The 17,800-nt window shown below is 66.0% G+C and carries 16 protein-coding genes; 12 read left to right on the top strand and 4 right to left on the bottom strand.

Annotation, left to right across the window (positions count from 1 at the left end; translation table 11 throughout):
* Window positions 1-25: 25 nt before the first annotated feature.
* From ACW11F_RS07515 to ACW11F_RS07550, 8 genes are read left to right on the top strand one after another with little or no spacing between them, the layout of a single operon-like run.
* Window positions 26-229, top strand: coding sequence for a YgaP family membrane protein (locus ACW11F_RS07515; protein WP_456996287.1), 204 nt, complete (start codon window positions 26-28; stop codon window positions 227-229).
* Window positions 226-1,314 carry an efflux RND transporter periplasmic adaptor subunit gene (locus ACW11F_RS07520; protein ID WP_456996288.1) on the top strand — a complete coding sequence of 363 codons (1,089 nt, stop codon included), beginning with the start codon at window positions 226-228 and terminating at the stop codon, window positions 1,312-1,314. Before ACW11F_RS07515 ends, ACW11F_RS07520 begins: the two co-directional genes overlap by 4 nt.
* On the top strand, window positions 1,311-4,568 hold the full coding sequence (locus ACW11F_RS07525; RefSeq protein WP_456996289.1) for an efflux RND transporter permease subunit: 3,258 nt from the start codon (window positions 1,311-1,313) through the stop codon (window positions 4,566-4,568). Before ACW11F_RS07520 ends, ACW11F_RS07525 begins: the two co-directional genes overlap by 4 nt.
* Window positions 4,565-5,188 (top strand): Tll0287-like domain-containing protein, encoded by a 624-nt coding sequence (locus ACW11F_RS07530; RefSeq protein ID WP_456996290.1) that lies wholly within the window; start codon window positions 4,565-4,567, stop codon window positions 5,186-5,188. Before ACW11F_RS07525 ends, ACW11F_RS07530 begins: the two co-directional genes overlap by 4 nt.
* The gene (locus tag ACW11F_RS07535) at window positions 5,185-5,445 is read left to right on the top strand and encodes a DUF2798 domain-containing protein (RefSeq protein WP_456996291.1); all 261 of its coding nucleotides are present in this window, start codon (window positions 5,185-5,187) and stop codon (window positions 5,443-5,445) included. Before ACW11F_RS07530 ends, ACW11F_RS07535 begins: the two co-directional genes overlap by 4 nt.
* Window positions 5,446-5,460: 15 nt before the next feature.
* Window positions 5,461-5,898 (top strand): thioredoxin TrxC, encoded by a 438-nt coding sequence (gene trxC, locus ACW11F_RS07540; RefSeq protein ID WP_456996292.1) that lies wholly within the window; start codon window positions 5,461-5,463, stop codon window positions 5,896-5,898.
* Window positions 5,899-5,932: 34 nt separating this feature from the next.
* A complete protein-coding gene (locus ACW11F_RS07545) occupies window positions 5,933-6,298 on the top strand; it encodes a carboxymuconolactone decarboxylase family protein (protein WP_456996293.1) in 366 nt (121 codons plus the stop codon).
* A 7-nt stretch (window positions 6,299-6,305) separates the two neighbouring features.
* The gene (locus ACW11F_RS07550; protein ID WP_456996294.1) at window positions 6,306-6,869 is read left to right on the top strand and encodes a beta-lactamase hydrolase domain-containing protein; all 564 of its coding nucleotides are present in this window, start codon (window positions 6,306-6,308) and stop codon (window positions 6,867-6,869) included.
* A gap of 257 nt (window positions 6,870-7,126) precedes the next feature.
* Here ACW11F_RS07550 and ACW11F_RS07555 read toward each other — a convergent pair whose 3' ends face one another.
* Window positions 7,127-7,639, bottom strand: a complete 513-nt coding sequence (locus ACW11F_RS07555; RefSeq protein WP_456996296.1) for a hypothetical protein — start codon at window positions 7,637-7,639, stop codon at window positions 7,127-7,129.
* 136 nt (window positions 7,640-7,775) lie between these two features.
* On the opposite strand from ACW11F_RS07555, the gene ACW11F_RS07560 reads away from it, so the two are divergent.
* The gene (locus tag ACW11F_RS07560; protein ID WP_456996579.1) at window positions 7,776-9,464 is read left to right on the top strand and encodes a type IV secretory system conjugative DNA transfer family protein; all 1,689 of its coding nucleotides are present in this window, start codon (window positions 7,776-7,778) and stop codon (window positions 9,462-9,464) included.
* 178 nt (window positions 9,465-9,642) lie between these two features.
* On the opposite strand, the gene ACW11F_RS07565 is transcribed toward ACW11F_RS07560, so the two are convergent.
* From ACW11F_RS07565 to ACW11F_RS07575, 3 genes are all read right to left on the bottom strand, one after another.
* Window positions 9,643-10,557, bottom strand: coding sequence for a hypothetical protein (locus tag ACW11F_RS07565; protein WP_456996297.1), 915 nt, complete (start codon window positions 10,555-10,557; stop codon window positions 9,643-9,645).
* Between the two features lie 279 nt (window positions 10,558-10,836).
* Window positions 10,837-11,637 (bottom strand): S1/P1 nuclease, encoded by an 801-nt coding sequence (locus ACW11F_RS07570; protein WP_456996298.1) that lies wholly within the window; start codon window positions 11,635-11,637, stop codon window positions 10,837-10,839.
* A gap of 115 nt (window positions 11,638-11,752) precedes the next feature.
* Window positions 11,753-12,385 (bottom strand): OmpW/AlkL family protein, encoded by a 633-nt coding sequence (locus ACW11F_RS07575; RefSeq protein ID WP_456996299.1) that lies wholly within the window; start codon window positions 12,383-12,385, stop codon window positions 11,753-11,755.
* A 228-nt stretch (window positions 12,386-12,613) separates the two neighbouring features.
* Here ACW11F_RS07575 and gap point away from each other — a divergent pair, with 228 nt between their 5' ends.
* The 3 genes from gap to ACW11F_RS07590 all read left to right on the top strand — a co-directional run bounded on the left by gap (window position 12,614) and on the right by ACW11F_RS07590 (window position 17,796).
* Window positions 12,614-13,618 carry a type I glyceraldehyde-3-phosphate dehydrogenase gene (gene gap, locus ACW11F_RS07580; RefSeq protein ID WP_456996300.1) on the top strand — a complete coding sequence of 335 codons (1,005 nt, stop codon included), beginning with the start codon at window positions 12,614-12,616 and terminating at the stop codon, window positions 13,616-13,618.
* 141 nt (window positions 13,619-13,759) lie between these two features.
* A complete protein-coding gene (locus tag ACW11F_RS07585; RefSeq protein ID WP_456996301.1) occupies window positions 13,760-16,477 on the top strand; it encodes a DUF2339 domain-containing protein in 2,718 nt (905 codons plus the stop codon).
* Window positions 16,474-17,796 carry a DUF3999 domain-containing protein gene (locus ACW11F_RS07590; RefSeq protein ID WP_456996302.1) on the top strand — a complete coding sequence of 441 codons (1,323 nt, stop codon included), beginning with the start codon at window positions 16,474-16,476 and terminating at the stop codon, window positions 17,794-17,796. Before ACW11F_RS07585 ends, ACW11F_RS07590 begins: the two co-directional genes overlap by 4 nt.
* Window positions 17,797-17,800 lie beyond the last annotated feature (4 nt).

A 17,800-nucleotide genomic window follows, 5' to 3' on the forward strand; every position in this document is an offset into this window, starting at 1 on the left:
CTTCCTTCCACTTTGGAGAATGACCATGAACCTTGACCGTGCCGTGATGGCGTTTGCAGGCGTGATGGTGCTGATTTCCGTGCTGCTGGTGTATTTCGTCTCGCCGCTGTGGCTGTTGTTCACCACCTTCATCGGCCTCAATCTGTTGCAGGCGAGCTTTACCGGGTTCTGCCCGGCTGCCAAGCTGTTCAAGAAGCTCGGGTTCGCGCCGGGGAATGCATTCAAATGAAGAAACTGCTGTTCGTCGGCCTGATGCTGGGCCTGGCCGCCTGTGGTCGCGACGCGGGAGAGCGTGTGCTGCCCGCGCTGGATGACATCGACACCTTCGAGATCGAAGCCGGCGCAGCTGCCGGCGGACGTGCCTGGGATGGCGTGGTCGAAGCGGTGCGCCGCGCCGACCTGACCGCGCAGACGGCGGGCCAGGTGAGTGCGGTGCATGTCGATGTCAACGACCGCGTGCAGGCGGGCCAGGTGCTGTTGCGCATCAATGCGGTCGAGCAGCAGGCCGCGGCCAATACCGTGCGTGCGCAGTTGCGCGCTGCCGAGGCCGCGGCGGCGGAAGCCGAGCAGAACTATCGCCGCTTCGCCTCGCTGGCTGGCAGTCAGTACGTGTCGCGGCAGCAACTGGATCAGGCCCGCGCCGGGCGCGATGCGGCGGTGGCCTCGCGCGATGCGGCACGGGCGCAGCTGGCGCAAGCCACCCAGCAGGCCGGCTATACCGTGGTGCGTGCACCGTTCTCGGGCGTGGTCGCGCGGCGTGATGCCGAGCCGGGCGAGAGCGTGGCACCGGGCATGCCGCTGATCAGCGTGCATGCGCCGGGCGAATTGCGCATCCAGGTCGCGGTGCCGCAGACCCGCGCCGAGGCGATCCGCCGCGATCCGCGGGCCCGCGTGGTGCTGGGTGACGGGCGCGAAGTCATCCCCGCCGGGGTCGTGGTGTTCCCCGCCGCCGATGCCGCCAGCCACAGTGTAAACATCCGTGTCGAACTGCCCGAGTTGTCCCCGGCGCCGGCGCCCGGCACCACCGCCAAGGTGGTGTTCGATGCCGATGCCGCCGGCGAAGCCGGTGCCGAAGAGGCGGGCCGGGTACGCATTCCGGCCAGCGCCATCGCCCGGCGTGGCGAGTTGTCCGCCGCGTACGTGCTGGCCGATGGCCGCCTGTCGATGCGCCAGCTGCGCCTGGGTACGCACCAGGGCGACGAGGTCGAAGTGATTTCCGGGCTGCGCCCCGGCGAACGCATCGCGCGCGATCCGGTCGCGGCCACCCGCGCCATCGCCGCGCAACGTGAGCAGGCGAAGCAGGCGCAGCCATGAACAGCCATATCGATGCGCCGCACCGGATGGGCATTTCCGGGCGTCTTGCCGCTGCCTTCCAGGCCAACCCGCTGACCCCGATCCTCGCCATCATGGGCCTGCTGCTCGGCCTGATCGCGGTGGCGATCACCCCGCGCGAGGAAGAGCCGCAGATCGACGTGACCATGGCCAACGTGATCGTGCCGTTCCAGGGCGCGAGTGCACGCGAGGTCGAACAGCTGGTGGCCACACCGCTGGAGCAGAAACTCGGCGAAATCGAGGACGTCAAGCACGTCTATTCGGTCAGTCGCCCGGGGATGGCCGTGCTCACCGTGGAATATGAGGTCGGCATCGCCCGCCAGCCGGCGCTGGTGCGGTTGTACAACCAGGTGTTTTCCAATCAGGACTGGATGCAGCAGGGCGTCGGCGTCGGCCAGCCGATCATCAAACCCAAGGGCATCGATGACGTGCCGGTGATGGCGCTCACCTTGTGGAGCGACGATGCCGGCGCGGACGCCACCGCGCTGGCCGAAGTCGCGCACACGCTGGAAGCCGACCTCAAGCGCATCGCCGGCACGCGTGACGTGTACACCATCGGTGCGCCCGAGCGCGCGGTGCTGGTCACGCTGGATGCCGCCAGGCTGGCCGCGTATGGACTGGCGCCGGGTGACCTGGTGCAGGCGCTGCAGGCGGCCAACGTGGTGCTGCAGGCCGGCGAGCGCGTGGATGCCCGCGACGGTGCGGTGCCGGTCACCGCCGGCGAGTTCCTCGCCTCGGCGGACGAGGTGGCGGATCTGGTGATCGGCAGCCATGATGGCCGTCCCCTGCTGCTGACCGATGTGGCGCGGGTGGAGTCGCGCGGCGACCTCGCGCGCCAGTATGTCTGGCACGGTTCGCCGCCGGGCCGCGACGGGCCGGCCACCGGCAGCGCGCCGGCGGTGACACTGGTCATCGCCAAGAAGCCCGGCAGCAATGCCGCCGACATCACCCAGGCGGTGCGCGAGCGCATCGACATGCTGCGCGGCGAACTGATCCCCGACGGCGTGCAGGTCGCGGTCACCCGCGACTACGGCCTCACCGCCAGCGACAAGGCGCAGGCGCTGATCAAGAAGCTGATCTTCGCCACCGCCAGCGTGGTGCTGCTGGTGCTGTTCGCACTGGGCTGGCGCGAGGCGATCGTGGTCGGCAGCGCCGTGGTGCTGACCCTGGCGATGACCCTGTTCGCCTCCAAGGTGATGGGCTTCACCCTCAACCGGGTATCGCTGTTCGCGTTGATCTTCTCCATCGGCATCCTCGTCGATGACGCCATCGTGGTGGTCGAGAACATCCACCGGCACATGGCCATGGGCGGAAAGTCGCTGCGCGAGGCGATCCCGCCGGCAGTGGACGAGGTCGGTGGCCCGACCATCCTCGCCACTTTCACCGTGATCGCGGCGCTGATGCCGATGGCCTTCGTCTCCGGGCTGATGGGCCCGTACATGCGGCCGATTCCGATCAATGCCTCGGTCGGCATGCTGCTCTCGCTCGCCATCGCGTTGATCGTCACCCCGTGGCTGACATTGAAGCTGCTCGGGCGCCACCAGCCGGCAGGCGAGGCTGTCGCCGAGACGGCTGACGCAGGCCGTGCGGACTGGCTGCACCGCTTGTTCCGGCGCGTGATGCAGCCGTTCCTCGTCGGCGACTCCGCCGGCCGCCGGCGTGGCCTGCTGTTTGCCTCGATGGCATTGCTGGTGCTGCTGGCGGCATCGCTGGCGGTGGTCAAGCTGGTGGTGTTGAAGATGCTGCCGTTCGACAACAAGTCCGAAGTGCAGGTCGTGCTCGACATGCCCGAGGGCAGCACGCTGGAGCAGACCAATGCAGTGCTTGGCGAGCTTGCCGCGCGCCTGGACACGGTGCCCGAGGTGCTGGATTACCAGGGCTATGCCGGTACCGCCGCACCGATCAACTTCAACGGCCTGGTGCGGCAGTATTTCCTGCGCAGCGCCGCGAACATGGGCGATCTGCAGGTCAATCTGGTCGACAAGGCGGAGCGCAAACGGCAGAGCCATGACATCGCACGGGCGATCCGTCCGATGCTGGCCGAGATCGGCGAACGCCACGGAGCGTCGGTCAAGGTGGTGGAAGTGCCACCCGGCCCGCCGGTGCTGGCGCCCCTGGTGGCCGAGGTTTACGGCCCCGATTACGCCGGCCAGCGACGCATTGCCGAAGCCCTGGCCAGCGCACACTTCGCCCGCACCGAGGGCGTGGTCGACGTCGACACCACGGTGGAGACGGCCGCGCCGCGCGAGATCATCGCCATCGACCGCGAACGCGCCGCACGCCTGGGCGTGCCGCAGGCGTCCATCGCCCAGGCGATAGCCGCCGGCGTGTCCGGCATCGATGCCGGCTACGTGCAGGACGGCAGCGCCAAGTACCCGCGGCCGTTGCGTCTGCGCCTGCCGGCGGCCGAACAGGCGGACATCGACTCGCTGCTCGCCGTCCGGGTGCGTGGCGGGCAGGGCCAGCTGGTGCCGCTGTCGGAGCTGGTCAGCGTGCGTCGTGCCGAGTGGGATGGGGCCATCCACCACAAGGACGGCCTGCCCGTGGTCTATGTGACCGGCGACGAGGCCGGCGAGCTGGACAGCCCGCTGTACGGCATGTTCGACATCGTCGGCCAGTTGCGCGGACAGACCGTGGCCGACCAGACGCTGGCGCAGACCTTCATCTCGCAGCCCGAGGACACGCGCGAATATGCGATCAAATGGGATGGCGAGTGGCAGATCACCTATGAAACCTTCCGCGACATGGGCATTGCGTATGCCGCCGGCATGGTGCTGATCTACCTGCTGGTGGTGGCGCAATTCCGCAGCTATCTGGTGCCGCTGGTGATCATGGCGCCGATCCCACTGACCGTGATCGGGGTGATGCCGGGGCATGCACTGCTCGGCGCGCAATTCACCGCCACCAGCATGATCGGCATGATCGCGCTGGCCGGCATCATCGTGCGCAACTCGATCCTGCTGGTGGATTTCATCAACCAGGAAACCTCGCGCGGGGTGCCGCTGGTCGAAGCCGTGATCGATGCCTGCGCGGTGCGTGCCAAGCCCATCGCATTGACTGCGGTGGCGGCAATGCTCGGCGCCTTCTTCATCCTCGATGATCCGATCTTCAACGGCCTCGCCATCTCGCTGATCTTCGGCATCTTGGTCAGCACACTGCTGACCCTGGTGGTGATCCCCCTGCTTTATTTCGTGCTGCTGCAACGCCGGCAGCCTGACATGGAGGTATCTGCATGACCCCGCGTTCCCTTCACCTGTTGCCGCTTGCCATCGCCCTGTTTGCGGTGGCCTGTACTGCGCAGCCGCCATCGCCACCCACCGCACCAACGGCCGCGGTCGATGACGCTGCCACGATGGAGGCGCAGCAACGCGCGCAGGCCGCGGCACAGGCCTTCTCCAGCCGCCTGCAGTCCGCGCTCAAGGCACGCATGAGCGAGGGCGGGCCGGTGGCCGCGATCGACTTCTGCAAGGCCGAGGCGCCGCTGATCGCCGCTGATGTCGCCATCGAACACGATGTCGGCATTGGCCGCGTGGCCGTTCCCGGCAAGTTGCGCAATCCCGCCAATCAGGCGCGCGACTGGCAGGCCGAGGTGGTGCGCAGTTTCCAGGCCAAAGCCGGTGCCGGCCAGGCGCCGGGCGAATTGCGCAGCGTGCGCACCCGCGACCTGCCCGCTGGCGTGGCGCTGCGCATGATGCGTGGCATCGAAGTGCAGGAAGGCTGCCTGGCCTGCCACGGCAAGCAGCGTGCGCCGGGCGTGGACGAGGCGCTGGCGCGCCTTTATCCGGACGACATGGCAATCGGTTTCGAGCCCGGTGACCTGCGCGGCGCGCTGTGGGTCGAGGTGCCGGCGCGATGAGCCAGGCCGTCGAACCGCGCAAGCGCCTGCCGCGGCGCTGGTTTCCCTGGGCCTTCGGGCTGCTGATGGGGTTGGTGATGACCGGCATCGTGACCCTGGCCATCAGCCTCGTGTTCGATGCCGGCGGCGAGGGTGCCGTGCTGCGCTGGCTGAGCCGCTGGCTGCTGGCATGGTGGGTTGCCACCCCGGTGATCGCCCTGCTGTCGCCCCCCATGCGCCGCTGGCTGGCGCGTCATATCGAGCCCCCGGGCGTCTGAACACGGAGTCCGCGCATGAGCACGCCCTTGCACCTTGCCTGCCCGCACTGCCATGCCCTGAACCGGCTGCCGCCCGGGCGTCTGGCCGATGCGCCCAGCTGCGGCCGCTGCCGGCAGCCGCTGTTCACCGGCGCGCCGCTGGCATTGGATGTGGACAGCTTCGCCGCCCATGCCGACCGCGCCGAACTGCCGCTGCTGGTGGATTTCTGGGCGCCGTGGTGCGGTCCGTGCCGGGTGATGGCGCCGCAGTTCGAAGCCGCCGCCACCGAACTGGAACCGCAGCTGCGCCTGGCCAAGGTCGATACCCAAAGCCAACCCACGCTGGCACAGCGCTACAACATCCGCAGCATTCCCACCCTGGTGCTGCTGCGCCAGGGCCGCGAACTGGCGCGCCAGGCCGGCGCCATGGCCAGCGCCGACATCGTGCGCTGGGCGCGCCAGCACCTTTCCTGATCGTCAACCTGCCGAGCAACCAACGGAGTCATCCATGAGCCAGCAATCCTTCCCCGACCTCATCGACGGCCTCAACGCCGCCATCGGCAACCTGCGCGCCGGTGCCCCCGACACCATGCGCGCCTTCAGTGGCCTGGCCCGCGAAGCGCTCAAGCCCGATGCGCTGGACGTCAAGACCAAGGAGCTCATCGCGATTGCGATTGCCGTCGCCGCCCGCTGCGACGGTTGCATCGGCTTCCACGCCAAGGCTGCGATCAAGGCTGGCGCCAGCCGCGCGGAAGTGCTGGAAACCCTGTCCATGGCCATCTACATGGGCGCCGGCCCGTCGATGATTTATGCTGCCGAAGCCCTGCGCGCGTTCGACGAACTGTCCCCGGCGCAGGAGGTCCCCGCCGCCTGAGGACGCCATGCGCCGCCACGCCTTGCCTGCCATCGCCATGAGCCTGCTGCTCGCGTCATGCGGCGGCGACAGGCAGGCGGCAGTGCAGGGTGAGGCGACGTCAGCGCAGGGCTTGCCGATGACTTCGATCCCCTTGCTTGAGCCGCGTCCCGGACTGTATGCCGCCGGCCAGCCGGCGCCGCAGGACTGGGCCGCGATCCATGCCCGCGGTGTGGTCACCGTGATCAACCTGCGCCCAGATGCGGAAACTCCCGGCCGCGACCTCGCGCACGAAGTGCGCGCCGCCGGCATGGACTATCAGCAGATCGAGGTCGCCGGCCCCAGTGACCTCAACGCCGCCAACGCGCGACGCCTGCAACAGGCGATCGATGCCGCCCCCGGCCCGGTACTGGTGCATTGCGCCAGCGCCAACCGCGTCGGTGGCCTGCTGGCATTGGCCGCCCTGCAGCAGCCCGGCGTCACCGCGGAGCGTGCACTGGAACTGGGCCGCCGAAGCGGCATGCGCAGCGCCGAAGCCGCCGTCCGCCTCGCCATCGCCCAGGATTGCGACAACGCCCGACAGCTGTGTTGATGGGTGGTGGTTGCCACGGACGGCGCTGCATGATGGTCACGGCCGCTCGAAATGCCGCTTGTTTAATCCCTCTGCGGGCGATGAGACAGACTTGAGAGCCGTCAGGCCCGGAGGCATCAGGCCGGCATAGGCAATACATGGGAGCCTTGTGCGCGCTGACTCGCGCCACATCCCTGCAGACGCGATGGTCCTTCAATGTCCTGGCGTAAAACCCGCGCCATCGCGAAAGTGCGGGTTGGTGTCGATGCGCAGCGCCATCATTCATTCGATGTCGAATGACCGGGCAACTCCCGATAGCGCCATGTCATCCATGCACCGACCGCGATCGCGTAGCAGATATTCGGAATGAATGCCTTGTCCAGCGTGGTCACCTTGGTGATCAGGGCGATGTAATTGGTATAGGCCGCTTGTGAAAGCGTGAATGCCGCGACGATGAGCATGAACCGGATCGGGATCGGTTTGCGCATGTGCAGTGCGAGGACGGTTCCTTCCGAAACGAATATGCCGACCAGGAACGGCATGACCCCGCCGATCAGGATCTTGTGCAGGATGTTGCCTTGCTCATGGGCGCGCAACATCATGTCGGCAAAGGTGATGTCGAGCGGTCGGCAGAGCAGGAACAGCAGCAGGCCGGTGCAGAACGACATCAGGCGCACGTATTGCTCGTTGCCTTTCGCGTTTTTTATCACCAGGAACGAGATCCAGATCTGGCCGACGATGGTCAGGATGATCAGGAGCTGCTGGATGATGGTGAAAACGTCCCAGTGCATGAGCGTCCGCGCTGCGCGTGTGATGGAGCAGGATACGAGGCTGGCCGGTCAATGGGAAGCAAGCACGTTCGGTCGCCTGGTTATGCGATGATCGCGCACTCGCATACATGCCGGGATGGAGGACAGCGTGAAGGCGATGAAGTGGGGGTTCGTGCTGCTGGTGCTTCTGCTGGCAGTGGCGTTCGGAGCTTATTTTTCCGGGCTTCTGGTCAAGATGTTGCTGGGGGTGGAGATCCCGGTGGGGTTGAAGACGTGGTGGAGCTACTACGCCGCCATCGACACCCCACGCATGCAGCCTTACGTGGGCAAGGTCAAGATTGCCGGGGCCATCGGCTTCGGCGTGCCGCTGTTGCTGTGGCTGGTCATGCTGGTGCTGGCGCTCAAGCCACAGCGCAAGAGCCTGCATGGCGACGCGCGCTTCGCCACCGCGGGCGATGTCGCCAAGCAGGGCCTGTTCGATGGCAAGCAGGACAACGGCATCGTCGTCGGCAGGCTTGGCGGCAAGCTGATGCGCCTTCCGGGCCAGCAGTTCGTGATCCTGGCGGCACCCACGCGCTCGGGCAAGGGCGTCGGGGTGGTGATTCCCAACCTGCTCGATTACGGCCAATCCATGGTGGTGCTGGACATCAAGCAGGAGAACTTCAACCTGACCTCGGGCTGGCGGGCGTCGCAGGGTCAGGAGGTGTATCTGTTCAATCCGTTTGCCGAAGACCGGCGCACGCATCGCTGGAATCCGTTGAGCTACGTGTCACGCGACCCGGCGTTCCGCATTTCCGACATCCAGGCAATCGCGGCGATGTTGTATCCGGATGGCGCCGACGAGCAAAAGTTCTGGGTCAGCCAAGCACGTAACGCGTTCACCGCCTTTGCGCTGTTCCTGTTCGAAAACCATGACGAGGAAGTTCGCATCGGATTGTCGGAGGAAGAAAGCAGCTTCCCGACCCTGGGCCGCATCTATCGCCTGTCGTCCGGCGATGGAAGCGACCTGCGCGAACACATCCGCGAACTGTCGCAACACGCGTTCCTCAGCGCGGCTTGTCGCACCGCGTTCGCCAACCTGCTGTCCCAGGCCGACGAGACGTTCGCCTCGATCATGGGCACGTTCAAGGAGCCGTTGAACGCGTGGATCAATCCGGTGCTGGATGCCGCGACCAGCGGCAACGACTTCTGGCTGAGCGATGTCCGGCGCAAGAAGATGACCATCTACATCGGCATCCAGCCCAACAAGCTGGCCGAATCGCGGCTCATCGTGAACCTGTTCTTCAGCCAGCTGATCAACGTCAACACCAAGGAGTTGCCGCAGGACAACCCGCAGCTCAAGTACCAGTGCCTGCTGTTGATGGACGAATTCACCAGCATCGGCAGGGTGGAGATCATCGCCAATGCGGTGAGCTACATGGCGGGTTACAACATGCGCCTGCTGCCGATCATCCAGTCGATGGCGCAACTCGATGCCACCTACGGCAGGGAGATTTCACGCACCATCATCACCAACCATGCCCTGCAGATCATCTACGCGCCACGCGAGCAGCAGGATGCGAACGACTACTCGGAAATGCTGGGCTATACCACCATCCGGCGGCGCAATCGCAGCCGTTCGCATGGCCAGCATGGCAGCGTCACCTTTAGTGAAAGCGAAGAGCGGCGTGCCCTGATGCTGCCGCAGGAACTCAAGGCGATGGGCAACGACAAGGAAGTCATCCTGTATGAAGGCCTGGCGCACCCGGTCAAGGCGGACAAGATCAAGTATTACCAGGATAAATATTTCACCCGGCGAGTGATGGACAAGGTGGTGGTGGAGCCGCTTGCGATTCCCGCGGCGTGAATACGGCAGATAGCCGATGCCGGCCATCACGAAGGCGCCTCGGGCCGTGCATCGCGGCACGATGGGCTGACGATTGCTTTGCCCGTGCTCTTCCGCTACTCAATCAAGTATTGAATGCCCGGCCTCGAGAGGCATGCAGCCTGCCCACCGGCAGCGGGAGCAGGCTGCAGTGCTGAATCTATTTCAGTCCGGTCACGTCCAGGTAAATGAGGGTGGGTGATCCGTTCCTCGGATAGACGTGATAGGTGCGGAGAACCTTTCCGCCACCGATTTCATATCCGCTGAAGGATCTGTCGATTTTCGAGCCCGGATAGGCCTTCTGGATCCATGACCTTGCCTGTTTTTCCGCGGCGCTGCGGTTTTTGGCGTCGGGGTAAACAAGAGGATTGCTTTTCGATTTTCCGAGGTCGAGTTCGGCCGCCTGAGCAGCCGCCGTGCGGGTGTCGCATGCGGGTGAGCTCTTCCCGCCACATACCTTCATCGACATCAATATCCGAAGCAGGCGATTCGCCATGTCTGGCGATATCCCGTAAGGCGGCCAGGTTGAGGCCTCATTGGAGGAGCGTGGGCGCCAGCCAAACGCGATTTCATGCAAATGATCCTGTCCCAGGATGTATCGATACAGCCTGCCTTCACCGTCCGGAGCGGGTCCACCATAGGTGCTGCAAAAGTAGCCACTGAACGCCGTTTCATGGCCGTCCTGGTTGCCCTGTTTCGCTGCCATTGGCCGGAATTCGCCCGCGCAGCCCGCACGGGATTGTTTCAGCCCTATTCCGACGGCAACGTCCGGTATGCTGGTTTTGTGCTTCTTTGCCTCGTCGGCCAATGCCTTGTCCGGGAAGGAGTAGCGCCGGACAATGAAATACAGGCCTTTCCAGCTTTGAATGTCCTGCCCAGGCTCGATGTATTCGGCGAAATATTCGCCATCTTCGCTGCCCTGGATGAATGCCAGCTGCAGTTCCGCAGGCACGGACAGGGCGATGCGCTCGCCCACGGGCTGGAATTGCGGGCTGGATTCCTGTGCGCCGGCATGCGATGGAGCGTTGCTGAGGGCAACAGCCCCCAACGCCAGCACGCTGATGTGCAGTTTCAAGTCTTGTCCCCCCTTTATGAACTTTGCAGTCGATCGAACCATCGGCTGCCGCCCGGATGCAGGTACGGGCAATGATACGTTTCGCCGGTGCGAGTGTCATGGATGCGAATGGGTGAATGGTGCGCATCCGATTCCTGCTGGCATCGGCCGGGTGTGGTAGGGGGCGGGATGAAAATCGAGTCTGCCTGTGGCAATTGCGCGGCAGCCAACACTGGTGGCTGTCCGGGATCAACCGTTGCGCAGAGCGCCGGCCGTCAGGTGCACCGCTTGCGTGGGGAGTCAGTTCCGCGCTCGGCCCAGTACCCCATTCAACGTCTCCGCCAGCCGATGGCCGGCCTGGCGCAGGCGGCGTTCGACGAGGGGGCGCATGGTGTGCAGGTAGGTGTCGTCGTGCTTGTGCTGTTCGGGATACACGCCCCAGGCATCAAGCAGCTGGCAGGATTCGCGTGCCCAGGATTCAGGGGTGCCGGTAACGGTGCCGAGGGGTGGCCAGCCGGGTTGCATCAGGGCATCGGCGTATTCGGTGACGCCCATGCCGGCGACGCCGGGGACGTAGTAGTCCATCACCGCGTGCAGGTTGGTGCCCATGACGCCATCGCGGTAATTCTGGCGGGCGTAGGCTTCGGGAAGTTGCCCGGTGGTCAGGCTGATCTGGAAGCGGTTGCCGCCGGCGTCCTTGCGGTTGCCGGCGTGCATCGGCTGGTGGGCGTCGCCGATGAAATGGACCACGAATTTCAACGCATCGCGGCGCTCGGCCAGCGGTCGGCGGCGATCGGCGAGGATCGCCAGTTGGCGTTCGGTGGCGCTGATGATGCAGTTGCCGTCCTTGCAGTCGCGCTCGGGTTCGAAGCTGCAGCTGCCTTCGGGGTAATTGACGTAGTGCCAGCGCGAGGTTTTGCGGAAGCGCGGCGGGTCGGTGTGGCGCAAGGCATCGGCCCAGTTGGCGACTCCGGCCAGGGTGGGCCGTGGCTCGCCTTGCAGCAGGCGGCGCACTTCGGCGGCGGCTTCGGGGGTGAGTTGGCGTTCGGCGAGTTCGCCGATCACGCTGTGGCCGAGCGGGGCCCAAGCATGTGCCGGCATCCAGACCAGGGCCAGCAGGAGGACGAGCGCACCGTGGCGCAGACGGACGGGAGAAAATGAAAAAGCCATGCCGGCAAGCATAGCCGGCATGGCTCCATCGGGTGTTGCGTTGGTCTTACAGCTTGAACACGTAGGACACGCCATACACCAGCGGGTCGACGTTGACGGTGCCGATCGGCACCTTGTCCAGCTTGACCTTGGTGTCGATGTCGATCTTGCGCACGTCCACGCGGATGGCGCCATTCTGGCCGACCTTGAAGTCCACACCGGCGTGCAGGCCGAGGCCCCACGAGTTGCCGAGCTTCATCTCGCCACCCAGCAGCTGGCTTTCGCTGTAGAACCAGGTGTAGTTCACGCCGGCGCCGACGAAGGGCTTGATCGAGGCCTCCGGGGCACCGAAGTGGTATTGCAGGCTCACCGTCGGCGGCAGGTGCTTGGTCGCGGCGACCTTGCCGGCATTGGTGTTGGTGGCGGTGACCGTGGCATGGATGTCATGCGAGAACGGCAGCGCGGCGATCACCTCGATGCCGAGGTTGTCGGCGATGAAGTACTCGCCGGTGATGGTCGGACGCACGGAGTCCTTGACGTGGACTTCGTAGGCACCGCCGGCGAGCGTGCCGTTGTTGGACTTGGGCGCCACGTTGTGGATGCCCACGCCAATGGTGATGTCGCCCTTGGACTGCGCCATGGCCGGGCCGGCAATGCACAGCGCGAGGGCGGCGGCGAGGGGAGCGAACTTGCGGATCATGTCGGATCTCCTGACAGGGATACGGGGTGTGCGGGAGAGATGATGCGCGCCGCAGCAATGACACGATTTGATGTCAGTCAATTAATTGTTAAGTTTGGGTAAAGGCAGTTCGTCCCCATTCATCTTCATGTGTCGACCTGCCGCCACGGGTTCGCGTGCCGAACCGGCGATCGCCGCGATCGGCTAAAATCGGGGGATTCACTTCCGTCCACTCATACAGGAGCAGGCATGGCCATCAAGGTCGGCATCAATGGATTCGGTCGCATCGGCCGCAACGTGTTCCGCTCGGCGTTCCAGAACTTCGCCGACGAGGTCGAGATCGTGGGCATCAATGACCTGCTCGAACCCGACTACCTGGCCTACATGCTGAAGTACGACAGCGTGCACGGCCGCTTCGACCGCGAGGTGAAGGTCGACGGCAACACCCTGATCGTGGACGGCAAGAAGATCCGCCTGAGCCAGGAGCGCGACCCGGCCAACCTGAAGTGGGACGAGGTCGGCGCCGAGGTGGTGATCGAGTCCACCGGCATCTTCCTGACCAAGGAAGGCGCGCAGAAGCACATCGATGCCGGCGCCAAGAAGGTGATCATGTCGGCGCCGTCCAAGGACGACACCCCGATGTTCGTGCACGGCGTGAACTGCGGCACCTACGCCGGCCAGCCGATCATCTCCAACGCCAGCTGCACCACCAACTGCCTGGCGCCGATCGCCAAGGTGCTGAACGACAAGTGGGGCATCAAGCGTGGCCTGATGACCACCGTGCACGCCGCCACCGCCACGCAGAAGACCGTCGACGGCCCTTCGGCCAAGGACTGGCGTGGTGGCCGCGGCATCCTCGAAAACATCATCCCCTCCAGCACCGGCGCGGCCAAGGCGGTCGGCGTGGTGCTGCCGGAGTTGAAGGGCAAGCTGACCGGCATGGCCTTCCGCGTGCCGACTTCCAACGTCTCGGTGGTGGACCTGACCGTGGAGCTGGAAAAGCCGGCCACCTATGATGAAATCAAGGCCGAAATGAAGGCGCAGAGCGAAGGCAAGATGAAGGGCATCCTCGGCTACACCGAGGACGCGGTGGTTGCCACCGACTTCCGCGGCGATGCCCACACCTCGATCTTCGACGCCACTGCCGGCATCCAGCTGGACGACACCTTCGTCAAGCTGGTCAGCTGGTACGACAACGAATGGGGCTACTCCAACAAGTGCCTGGAGATGGTCAAGGTGGTCGCGGCCAAGTAAGCCGCGCGCAGTCTTGCACCCGTCACGAAGCCCCGCCGATGCGGGGCTTCGTCGTTTCCGCGCGCCGCCGAAGCGTGTGACGGCGCGAATGGCCGCAAGCGCTGGCAGTGACGTACATTGTGGGCGATGGAATTGATCGGGATGGGAATGGACGGATTCTGGGTCTTGCTGGCTCTGGCGGTACTGATGCTGCCGGTGTTGGTGATCGTGGCACTGGTCGGGCTGGGCAGCCTCAAGCAACGCGTGCGCATGCTGGAGCACGAGGTGGCCGAACTGCGTGCCGCCGTGGTCGACGGCGAACGTCGCAGCGCTCGGGCAACAGCTGAGGCGCAGGTCGCGCCGGCTGCCGGAAGGGCCGAGGCGGGCGAGCGTCCCGAGGTGAGCGATGCTGTACACGGCACGGACGCGGCGCCCGCTGCCACGCCAGCACCGGCCCGGCCACAACCGCCGCCGGTGCCGGCGACAATTGCCGCGGATGCCCCGTCCGCCGCAAGTGCGGCATCGCCTGCGGCCGCGATGCCACCGGCTTCACCACCGCCACCCGGCGCGATTGAAAAGGCACTGGATCACGCCAAGCGCTGGCTGACTACCGGCAACGTGCCGATCAAGGTCGGCATGCTGGTGTTGCTGGCCGGTGTTGCCGCGTTGCTCAAGCTGGCCAGCGAACAGGGCTGGTTACGCCTGCCGATCGAGTTGCGTCTGGCCGGAGTGTCGCTGGCCGCGCTGGCCGGGCTGGCAATCGGCTGGCGTCAGCGCCTGCGTCGCCCGCAGTTCGCACTGGCGGTGCAGGGCGGTGCCATCGGCGTGCTGCTGCTGTGCGTGTTCGCCGCGGCCAGGCTGTATGGCTTGATGCCATTGGGTTTGGCTTTTGCGCTCAGCGTGGCCCTGATCGCCGCAGGCGGTGTGCTCGCGGTGGTGCAGGATTCGCGCACATTGGCCGTGCTCGCGGTGCTGGCCGGCTTCCTCGCGCCGATCTGGCTGGCGGACGGTGGCGGCAACCATGTCGTGCTGTTCACCTACTACGCGCTCCTCAACGTGGCGATTTTCGGCGTCGCCTGGGCGCGACCCTGGCGCATCTTGCCGCTGCTCGGCTTCGTGTTCACCTGGGGCATCGGCGTGGCTTGGGGCGTCCTCGACTACGCGCCACACCTGTACGCCACGACGCAGCCGTTCCTGGCGTTGCTCTTCCTGCTCTATCTGCTGCTGCCGATCCTGCATGCGCGCCGGCTCGAGCCCGGGCGTGGCGATCGAATCAATGGTGCACTGCTGTTCGGCACGCCCTTGATCGCCTTTGCACTGCAATCCGGGCTGATGCCGCAGCAACCTCTGCGTCTGGCCCTGATCGCGGTCGGCGTGGCGGCAGTGTATGCGGTGCTTGCGTGGTGGCTGCGCGGGCGCGAACGTTTTTCGGTGTTGGTGGATGCTTACGCCCTCCTCGCCATCGGCTTCGCCACCCTGGCCGTGCCGCTGGCATTCTCGGCCCATGTCACCGGCATGGTGTTTGCGCTGGAAGGCGCGGCACTGGTCTGGTACGGGCTGCGTCGGCAGCGCCGCTGGCCGGTGGTGATCGGCATCGGCCTGCAGCTGGTCGCCGGCTGGGCACATGCAGTGGCCGGCGATCGATTCGGTGCACCGGTACCGCCGCTGATCTTCAACAGCACGTTCATGGCTGCCCTGGTGCTGACCGTCGCGGGCTTTGCCAGTGCATGGCGGCTGTGGCTGGCGCGCCACGGGCAGTTCGCGGCAGCCGTCTATCTCTGGGCCATGGCTTGGTGGATCGGTGCATGGAGCACGGAGATCAACAACCATGCGACACCCGAACAGATCGCCCCGGCGTGGCTGGCGCTGTCCGCGTTCAGTGCCTGGCTGGCTGCCGAGGCATGGCACAGATTGGGTGGGCGTTTGCTGCTGGTGACAGTGCTGGCGGGAATCGCGATGGCGCTGCCACAGGCACTGGTGCAGATCGGGCCGGGTCTGCCGATTGCCGGGCTCGGCGGATTGGCCTGGGCGCTGCATGGCGTGCTTGGCGTGCGCAGCCTGAGCCGCTTGCGCGGTGCCGATGTCGAGGACCGCTTGCCGGCCTGGGCGCAGACGCTGTGGTGGCTGTCCTGGCCGCTGCTGCTGTCGGTGCTGGTGCATGCGCTGACGCTGCGCTGGTCACTCGGCCAAGGCTGGGATTTCGCACTGGTCATGCTGCCGTGGCTGCTTGCGTTGCTGCTGACGCTGCAACGCGGGCAGTGGCTGCATTGGCCGCTGGGCGAACGTTTCACGCCGGCGCTGACATGGCTTGGCAGCCTGTGCATGCTGGTGGTCGCCGTGGCGTTCGGCATCAGCTTGTTCCTGCCCGGCGATGCGACCCCATTGCCGTGGGTGCCGTTGATCAATCCGCTTGAGCTGTGGCAACTGGCCGCATTGGCGCTGGGCATCACCTGGCTGCGCGGCAACCCGCATGGCATGAGTCTGCGCGTGCAGCGTCCGCTGCTGATCGGCGTGGTCACCCTGGTCTGGATCAGCATGGCGACCTTGCGCAGCGTGCACCACTGGGGTGGCGAAGCATGGAATCCGGCGATGCTGGAAGGATCACTGGCGCAGACCAGCCTCAGCGTGGTGTGGAGCGTGCTGGGCGTGCTCGGCTGGATCGTCGGTTCGCGCCGTGGGCAACGCGGTCTGTGGCTGGCGGGTGCGCTGCTGATGGGGCTGGTACTGGCAAAACTGGTACTGGTGGATCGTCAGCATCTGGGCAACCTGCTCGGCATCATGTCCTTCATCGCCTACGGCCTGCTGTGCACGCTGGTCGGCTGGTTGGCGCCGGCGCCACCGAAATCGCCCGAGGCGCGGTTGCAGGAGGACTCAACATGAAGCCGACACGTCGGCGCGCACTGTGCCTGTTGCCATTGCTCGGCCTGACCATGGCCGCCGCCGGCTGGCTGCGGCAATGGCCCCTGCAGCTGGATGACGCCGAGGCGGGTGCCTACCGCCTGGTGCTGGACGAGGCGGTATATCGGCAGGCGCGTGAGCGGAACCTGCGGGATGTCGCGGTGGTGGATGGCGAGGGCCGCCAGGTGCCGGCGATGTTGTTCGCCCCCGACAAACCGGCAGCACAGCCGGTGCGGGAAACGGCGCTGCCGTGGTTCCCGTTGCCCGATGCACAGGGCCTGCCGAGCAATGAGTTGAGCCTGCATGCCGAGCGCGCGGACGATGGCCGGGTGGTGCGGGTGGAGGCGTGGACGGCGCCGAGCGAAGCACCGACGCGTGCACCGCGCAGCTGGCTGGTCGATGCCAGTGCATTGCGCCGCCCGTTCGTGGCCTTGCGCCTGGGGCTGCCGCCCGATGTTCAGGTCGACGCGCGGTTGCAGGTGGAAGGCAGCGACGACCTTGTGCGCTGGAGCCTTCTGCATGCCGCGAGCCCGATCCTGAAGGTCGAGCATGGCGGGCAGTCGCTGCGCCGTGACCGCATCGAGGTCGCGAGCCAGGCGCGCTACCTGCGGCTTTCATTGCTGGGCGGTACCGGCCTGCCGCTGGCCTCGGTGGCGGCGGAGTTTGCAGAGGAGCCGGTCGAAGCGCGCCAGTGGCTGAGCCTTGCCGCCAAACGTGGCAAGGATGCGCATGTGTTCGAGTTCGAAGCCGAGGGCCGCCAGGCGTTCGATCGCGTCGATGTGGAGCTGGCCGGCAACACCGCACTGCGCCTGCGGCTGGAAAGCCGCGACGACCCCGAACAGCCTTGGCAGCACCGTATCGGCCCATGGACACACTTCAGTCTGGGCAGCGATCGCCAGTCCGCCGCGCAGGCGATCGCGCCGATGCGCCAGCGCCACTGGCGCCTGGTCAGCGACACCCCGTTGGACGAGGCACCCATGCTCAAGCTGGGTTGGCAGCCGGAAGTGCTGGTGTTCGTGGCCTCGGGCACGCCGCCCTATCGACTGGTGGCGGGCAGTGCGCAGCAGCGGCGGCTCGACGCACCGATCGATGAGCTCCTGGCGCAGATGCGCCTGCGCCACGGCCTGCAGTGGCATCCGGGGCAGGCGCACCTTGCTGGCGCCGGGCAGATCGCGGATGCGCGTGCGTTGCTGGCGATGCGCGACTGGAAAACCTGGACTCTGTGGGCGGTGCTGCTGCTGGCAGTGGTGATGGTGATCGCCTTCGCCGGTCAGTTGCTGCGCCATCGCCCGCGCGACTGATCCC

This window comes from Luteimonas sp. e5, from assembly GCF_054031035.1.